The following is a 6306-nucleotide window of genomic DNA, read 5'->3' on the forward strand; positions in this document are numbered from 1 at the left end:
TCCTCTTCACCCAAGCTTGGGCAGGATCAGAACCACCGCGAAGATGAGCCAGTCGTTGGTGATGTGGGCGATGGTCGAGGACCAGATGTTCTTGGTGATGAGGTAGGGGACAGTCAGGACCAGCCGAGCCGTGCCGATGATCAGCAGCACCTGACCCAAATGCCACTGATAGGTCGGCAGGTGCAGGGCGCCGAACAACAGCGCCGACCCGATCCACGCGCCGATGATGGCCACCCTGCGCGAAAGCCCGCACCTCGCGGTGAGAAGGGTCAGCAAGGCGAGGAAAGGAATGATCGTGATCAGTTCCTCGCCGAGAAGCTGCGGCGCCGTCGCCGCGATGGATAGGGCGAGGTCAGCTCCTTGAAGCTGATGCATCATCGCAACGACGGGATTAGCGGCGGTGAGCTCCAGGCGCATCATGCCAAGCGCAACGATCCCTGAAACCAGCAGAGTGCAGGGCGCAAAGGCCAGGCCGATCCAGATGTCCCTGGCGGTGGGCCGGTGGAAGATGGCGGTCCAGTACTTGCCCGCCGCCACGCGGAGGCCGAGCAGCGGCAGCGCCACGAAGAAAGCAATCCCGAGCCACCCGCCAAGCCGCCCAGGCGCCAGCGTCGGTGCGATCATGAGCCCGGCAAAGCCCCCGGCCGCCGTCGCGAGAACAATCAACCAACCCGGCAGGGAAATTCGGAGGGGCTCACCGTTGTAGAACGGGAAATCCCGGCCACCCGTCGCTGATCGTATCGCCGCCTTCACTTCGCTCAAAGACGCTACTCCCCGCCCGACAAGCATCTTTAGCATATACGATCCACGGCCGGCTGCTTCGGAGTCCGAACAGCTCGAACCGAAACGCGTTTCGACTAGTCGCTCAGCCCGCCTGTGCTGCTGCTCGTCACGCTCCTGATCGGTAAGGCGATTGGCTGGGCGGCCCGAGGCTTCGCAGGTAAGCGCTTAAGAGGCGGGCCGCCCCTTCGCCTGGCGTCAGAACTTGTAGCCCGCTCCGATCCGGAAGCTGCGTCCTGGCAGAGGCGCAAGGTCCTTCAAGAACGAGGCGTGCTCGCGCGCCTCGGCGTCGTTGATATTCCGCGCCTCGGCGAACAGTTTTAGGTTCTTGTCGTCAAAGGGGGTGGCGCTGAGCGAGGCGTTGATCATGCGGTAGCTGTCGGTCGGCAATTCGAAGTCAGCCACCCGATCCTGCTCGCCGACCTGACGCAGCTCCAGCTTGCCCGTCCACCAGCCGCCGTCGAACACCGCCCGTCCGGTCACCGACCACGGCGGGATACGCGCCGGGACGCCCAGGTCGGTCTCGCCGTGCACATAGTCGGCGGCGCCTTCCAGCGAGAAGCTGCGGTCGCCGTCCTGCCACAGGCGGTAGGAGACCTCGGCTTCAGCGCCATAGAACTCGGCGTCGGTCTGCAGATAGTCGTAGATCGCAAAGCCGCTGACGGGATCCTCGGCGCCGGTGGCCCGCAGGTCGATGAACCCGTCGTACTTGACGGCGAAGGCATGGAGGTCGGCCTCCCAAGGGCCGGCGCCATAGTGGATCGTGGCGTCCAGCGAGTAGGATACCTCGGAGTCGAGGCTCGGATCGCCGACCTCGAAACCGCGCGTGGCCGCGTGAGCGCCGTTGGCGAACAGCTCGGCTTCGGTCGGCGCCCGGCTGGTGCGCGACCCGCTCAAACCGAGGAACCAGCCGTCAGCCGGACGCAGAAACGCGCCGATGCTGGCCGAGACATTAGTGAAGTCGCGCGACATGTCGGGCGTTTTCAGTTCGCGATGGTCGAGACGCAGGCCGCCTTCGACGCCCCAGGTGTCGCGATCCAGGCGCTGCAGGGTGAAAACCCCGTATTCCTTGGTTTCGGTGGAGGGCACATAGGCCTCGTCACCCACGGCGTCGAGGTTGCGCGACAGGGCCTGGAAGCCGACTGCCCCCTGCCAACCGTCGCGTTCAACTTGGACCAGTTCGGCGCGCGCTTCCCAACCGTCCGACAGGAACCGCGTGCCAACCACGCCATTTTCGAGCTCGGCATGCTCGTAGTCGGCATAGCCCGCCGACACCTTGAGCTGGTTGAAGATGCCCAGGTCCAGGTCCAGACCTCCGCGCAGGTCGTAGCGTGTCTGCTTCAGGTCGATGACCACCCCGCCCTCTTCTTCCTCATGATCGTGGTCATGGTCATGCTCATGATCGTGGTCGTCGTGGGCTTCATGCGAATGACCGGGCACGCCGTAGGTGCTGTCGGTCCGCTTGACCGCCAGGCCCAGGAAGCCCTTCTCGCCGACATATGAAACGCCGCCGCCATAAGCGTAGAGGTCGACCGCCGTGTTCTCCACGGTCGAGGCGTTGGGGCCAGGATAGGCCTCGCCCTCAGCCTGCATGGCGCGGCGCGACTCCGCCGGGACCGGAATGTCGTAGTTCGAGCTCTCGCGGCGCAGGCCATCCAGGCTGAACACCCAGTTGCCGACGCCGGCCTTGAAGGCCGCCGAAGCGGTCGTGCCGTCGTCGACGGTGGAGGTCGCGGCCAGCATACGGCCGTGGAAACCCTGCACCACCTTGTCCGAGATCCGGTCGTCGATGATATTCACGACGCCGCCGATCGCCGAGCCGCCATAAGCGAGCGCCGAGGGCCCACGCAGCACTTCGATGCGCTCGGCCTCCTGCGGGTCGGTCGCCACCTGGTGGTCCGGGGAGAGGGCCGAAGCGTCGATCATGCCCACCCCGTTGGTCAGCACCATTACCCGAGGACCGGCGAGGCCCCGGATCACCGGGCGGCTGGCGCCAGGACCAAAGAAGGTCGAGCGCACGCCGGGCAGACCCGACAGAACATCGCCCAGGCCAGCGGCCGGGGCCGTGTCCAGATCATCGCGGCGCAGCACCTCGACGCTGGTGGTGGAGGAATCCATCGAGACGACGTAAGGCGCGGCGGTGACCACCACCTCCGAGACCTCCTTCGCCGCATCGGCCCAGGCCGGGGTGCCGATCAGGGCCGCGATGCCGCTGGCGGCGAGAAGGTGGAACTTGCTCATTCGGAGGACGCCTCGAACAGAATACAGGCGAGGGACTTGAAATCGCCCCTCGCTGTTACGAAATAACACCTCCTGTTATGAGATAACATAACCGGCCGTCAAGCGCCTTTGCTTGCCGAGAGGTCAAGAGGCGGGTAGCCAAGGGACATGGGAGCCGAGTGCCATCATCCAGACGGCGTGCATCCGGGCCTCAAGGGCTCGGCGCTGAACCATGCGCTTGGCGCGGCCGAACAGCGCTGCGCCGCGACACAGGAGCGGCTGACCGCTCCCCGCCGCCGCGTCCTTGAGCTGCTGCTCGAATCCAATTCCCCCCAGAAGGCCTACGACCTAATCGCAGCCTTCGGCGCACACGGCGAACCAGCCAAGCCTCCAACCGTCTATCGGGCGCTCGAATTCCTGGAACGCCTGGGTTTTGCGCATCGGATCGAAAGCCTGAACGCATATGTTCCCTGCCGCATCGACGGGCAGAGCCACCGGGCCGCGTTCCTGATCTGCGACTGCTGCGGAGCGGCCGACGAGTTCGAACCGGACTTCACGGCCCAGCTCGCCGCCGCCACGAAGGCGGGCTACCAGGTTTCGACCATCACCCTGGAAGCCCGCGGTCGTTGCGCGGCCTGCTCGGCCCCCGCTAGCTCCTGATCCTGGCCATCGCGATGGCGTCGGCATACGCCCCGTCCCGCCAGGCATAGTCGCCCATACGACCCTCGCGCTCGAAGCCGAAACGTTCATAGAGCGCGATCGCCCGGGCGTTGTCGGCCCACACCGTGAGTTCGAGCCGGCGCAGGTTGAGCCATCGGTCGGCCTGCTCTACCGCCGCGGCGATCAGCGCCGCGCCCGCGCCCCGGCCGGCATAGGCGTCGTGGACCGCCATGCCGAAAGTGCCGACATGGCTACGCCGCCCCTCCCGCCGGCTCAGGCCCAAGCTGCCGATGACCTTTCCATCGATCACGGCGACCAGCAGCGTTTGGCTTGCTGACGTCACCTTGAAGCGCTCGCGCCGAGTGGCGATGCTGGTGAAGGGCAGTTGCATTGTCCCCCAGACGGCGCGCGGCTGGTTCAGCGCCTCGGTCAGGTCGGGCACGTCCTCCGGTTCGGACGCCCTGATCAGGATTTCATCTTGGCTCATCATGGTCTCTCGGTGGGCCGGAGAACGGAGCCAAAGAAAAAAGCCCCGTCCGTCGCCGGCGGGGCTGGTGTCGAATGCGAACGCTCGGTTGCTCCTAGCGCACGACCTCTTCCACCAACCCGGCCTGGGCGGTTTGAATGGTCACGTGCATAAGGGCGGTCACGGCGCGCATGCGCTGAACGTAGATCAAACGAGGAAATCGGAAAAGCCGGTGATCGAAGTCACCCCCACCATCAGCCTCTCGGAGGACGAACTGACCGAGCGGTTCATCCGCTCGGCCGGTCCGGGCGGTCAGAACGTCAACAAGGTATCCACCGCCGTGGAGCTGCGGTTCGACGTGCGGCGCTCGCCCTCGTTGCCGAACGACGTGGCGATCCGGCTGATGAAACTGGCGGGGCGCAAGGTGACGCAGGACGGCGTGTTAGTGCTGGTGGCGATGACCCATCGGACCCAGGAACGCAACCGGGCCGAGGCGCTGGAACGGCTGCTGGGGCTGATTCGTCAGGCCGCCGAACCCCCGCCTCCGCCCCGGAAGAAGACCCGGCCGACCCTGGCTGCGAAAAAACGGCGGGTCGAGGCCAAGGTGCACCGAGGCGGGGTGAAATCCATGCGTGGCAAGGTTCGCGGCGACGACTGAGACCCAGGCGTGATCGAACACGCTCAACCAAGCTCTTGGCGTGGGTGCAATCAGACGCATAAGGTGCGCGCGACATGTCACGCACCCGCCTTATCTCCGCCTCCGCCGCCCTGCTTCTGGTCGCCGCCTGCGCGCCGACCCTGGGTCCCCCGCCTCCGCCGCCGCCCGGCGCCGATGGGCCGCCCTCGGCCAATACGTTCCGCGCCGGTGATTTCTCCTGGTCGGCCGTTCCGGGCCAGGGTCGCGTGGATGGCCGGTTGGTCTTCAAGTCGGGCCAGACCCGCTACAGCTGCGAAGGCGCCGGCGTCGTCCTGACGCCCGAGACGCCATGGACGCGGCGGCGGATGACCATCCTCTACAAGTCGCCTGATCGCTCGGCCCTGCCGGCCGACGAGGTCCGCGCCCGCACGCCGAACGCCCCCAGCGGCGACTACTCGGCCTTCGTCAAGCGCACGGTCTGCGACGCGGGCAGCCGCTTCAGCTTTTCGGGCCTGGCCAACGGCGCCTGGTATGTGATCACCGTCGCCAAGCCAATTGCCCCTGGCACGGGGCCAGACATCGCCGTCATGCGCCGGGTGGAAATCCGCAACGGCCGCGCCGTGAGCGTGGATCTGTAGCGACCGCGGCCACCTGCGCGTCGAGAAATGAAGAACGCCCCGGGGTCACCCCCGGGGCGTTCGTCGTTTAGTGGACCTTGGCCCGGCCGATCTCCAGGCCATCGGCCGAGGCGCCGACCTGAATGACCGAACCGTCCTCCAGATCGCCCGCGAGCAGCTTGCGGGCGATGGGGTCGACCAGTTCCTTCTGGATGACGCGCTTCAGAGGTCGCGCGCCATAGACCGGGTCGTAGCCCTTGTCGGCCATCCAGTGCCGGGCGGCGGAGTCCAGCACGATCGACATGCGCCGGTCGGCCAGCAGCTTCTCGACTCGCTGCAGCTGGATATCGACGATGTTGTCCATCTCCGCGCGGCCGAGCCGCTTGAAGAGGATGATCTCGTCGATCCGGTTCAGGAACTCCGGACGGAAGTGGCGGCGAACGACGTCCATCACCATCGGCCGCGCGTCCTCGACATCATCCCCCTCGCCCTGGCTGGCGAGGAACTCCGAACCGAGGTTCGAGGTCATGATCAGGATGGTGTTGCGGAAGTCGACCGTACGGCCCTGACCAGCGGTCAGGCGACCATCGTCCAGCACCTGCAGCAGCACGTTGAAGACGTCGGGGTGAGCCTTCTCGATTTCGTCCAACAGCACCACGGAGTACGGGCGGCGTCGGATCTTCTCGGTCAACTGGCCGCCTTCTTCGTAGCCCACGTATCCAGGCGGCGCGCCGATCAGCCGGCTGATGTTGTGTTTTTCCATGTACTCGCTCATGTCGACCTGGATCAGCGCGTCTTCGTCGCCAAACATGAACTCGGCCAGGGCCTTGGCCAGGAGCGTTTTCCCCACGCCCGTGGGACCGGCGAAGATGAAGCAGCCGGTGGGCCGCTTCGGATCTTTCAGGCCGCTTCGGCTGCGTCGCACG

At 66.1% G+C, this 6306-nt stretch carries 7 protein-coding genes; 3 read left to right on the forward strand and 4 right to left on the reverse strand.

The features are described from left to right. Positions 1–6: 6 nt before the first annotated feature. On the reverse strand, positions 7–753 hold the full coding sequence (locus Q8M13_RS11875) for a type II CAAX prenyl endopeptidase Rce1 family protein (RefSeq protein ID WP_370870042.1): 747 nt from the start codon (positions 751–753) through the stop codon (positions 7–9). Between the two features lie 225 nt (positions 754–978). Continuing rightward, on the reverse strand, positions 979–3021 hold the full coding sequence (locus tag Q8M13_RS11880) for a TonB-dependent receptor (RefSeq protein ID WP_305300157.1): 2043 nt from the start codon (positions 3019–3021) through the stop codon (positions 979–981). A gap of 147 nt (positions 3022–3168) precedes the next feature. On the opposite strand from Q8M13_RS11880, the gene Q8M13_RS11885 reads away from it, so the two are divergent. After that, positions 3169–3660: a Fur family transcriptional regulator gene (locus Q8M13_RS11885; protein ID WP_305300158.1), complete on the forward strand. Its 492-nt coding sequence runs from the start codon at positions 3169–3171 to the stop codon at positions 3658–3660. Here Q8M13_RS11885 and Q8M13_RS11890 read toward each other — a convergent pair. Next, on the reverse strand, positions 3650–4147 hold the full coding sequence (locus Q8M13_RS11890; protein ID WP_305300159.1) for a GNAT family N-acetyltransferase: 498 nt from the start codon (positions 4145–4147) through the stop codon (positions 3650–3652). The genes Q8M13_RS11885 and Q8M13_RS11890 overlap by 11 nt on opposite strands. A 211-nt stretch (positions 4148–4358) precedes the next feature. On the opposite strand from Q8M13_RS11890, the gene arfB reads away from it, so the two are divergent. Together arfB and Q8M13_RS11900 are read left to right on the forward strand one after the other, a co-directional pair. Then, positions 4359–4784 (forward strand): alternative ribosome rescue aminoacyl-tRNA hydrolase ArfB, encoded by a 426-nt coding sequence (gene arfB, locus Q8M13_RS11895; protein WP_305300160.1) that lies wholly within the window; start codon positions 4359–4361, stop codon positions 4782–4784. A 74-nt stretch (positions 4785–4858) separates the two neighbouring features. After that, positions 4859–5401 carry a hypothetical protein gene (locus Q8M13_RS11900; protein WP_305300161.1) on the forward strand — a complete coding sequence of 181 codons (543 nt, stop codon included), beginning with the start codon at positions 4859–4861 and terminating at the stop codon, positions 5399–5401. 67 nt (positions 5402–5468) lie between these two features. On the opposite strand, the gene Q8M13_RS11905 is transcribed toward Q8M13_RS11900, so the two are convergent. Continuing rightward, positions 5469–6306: AAA family ATPase (locus tag Q8M13_RS11905; protein WP_305300162.1), on the reverse strand; the 838-nt coding region annotated here is incomplete at its 5' end.

This window comes from Phenylobacterium sp. (genome assembly GCF_030681155.1).
Classification (GTDB): Bacteria; Pseudomonadota; Alphaproteobacteria; order Caulobacterales; family Caulobacteraceae; genus Phenylobacterium.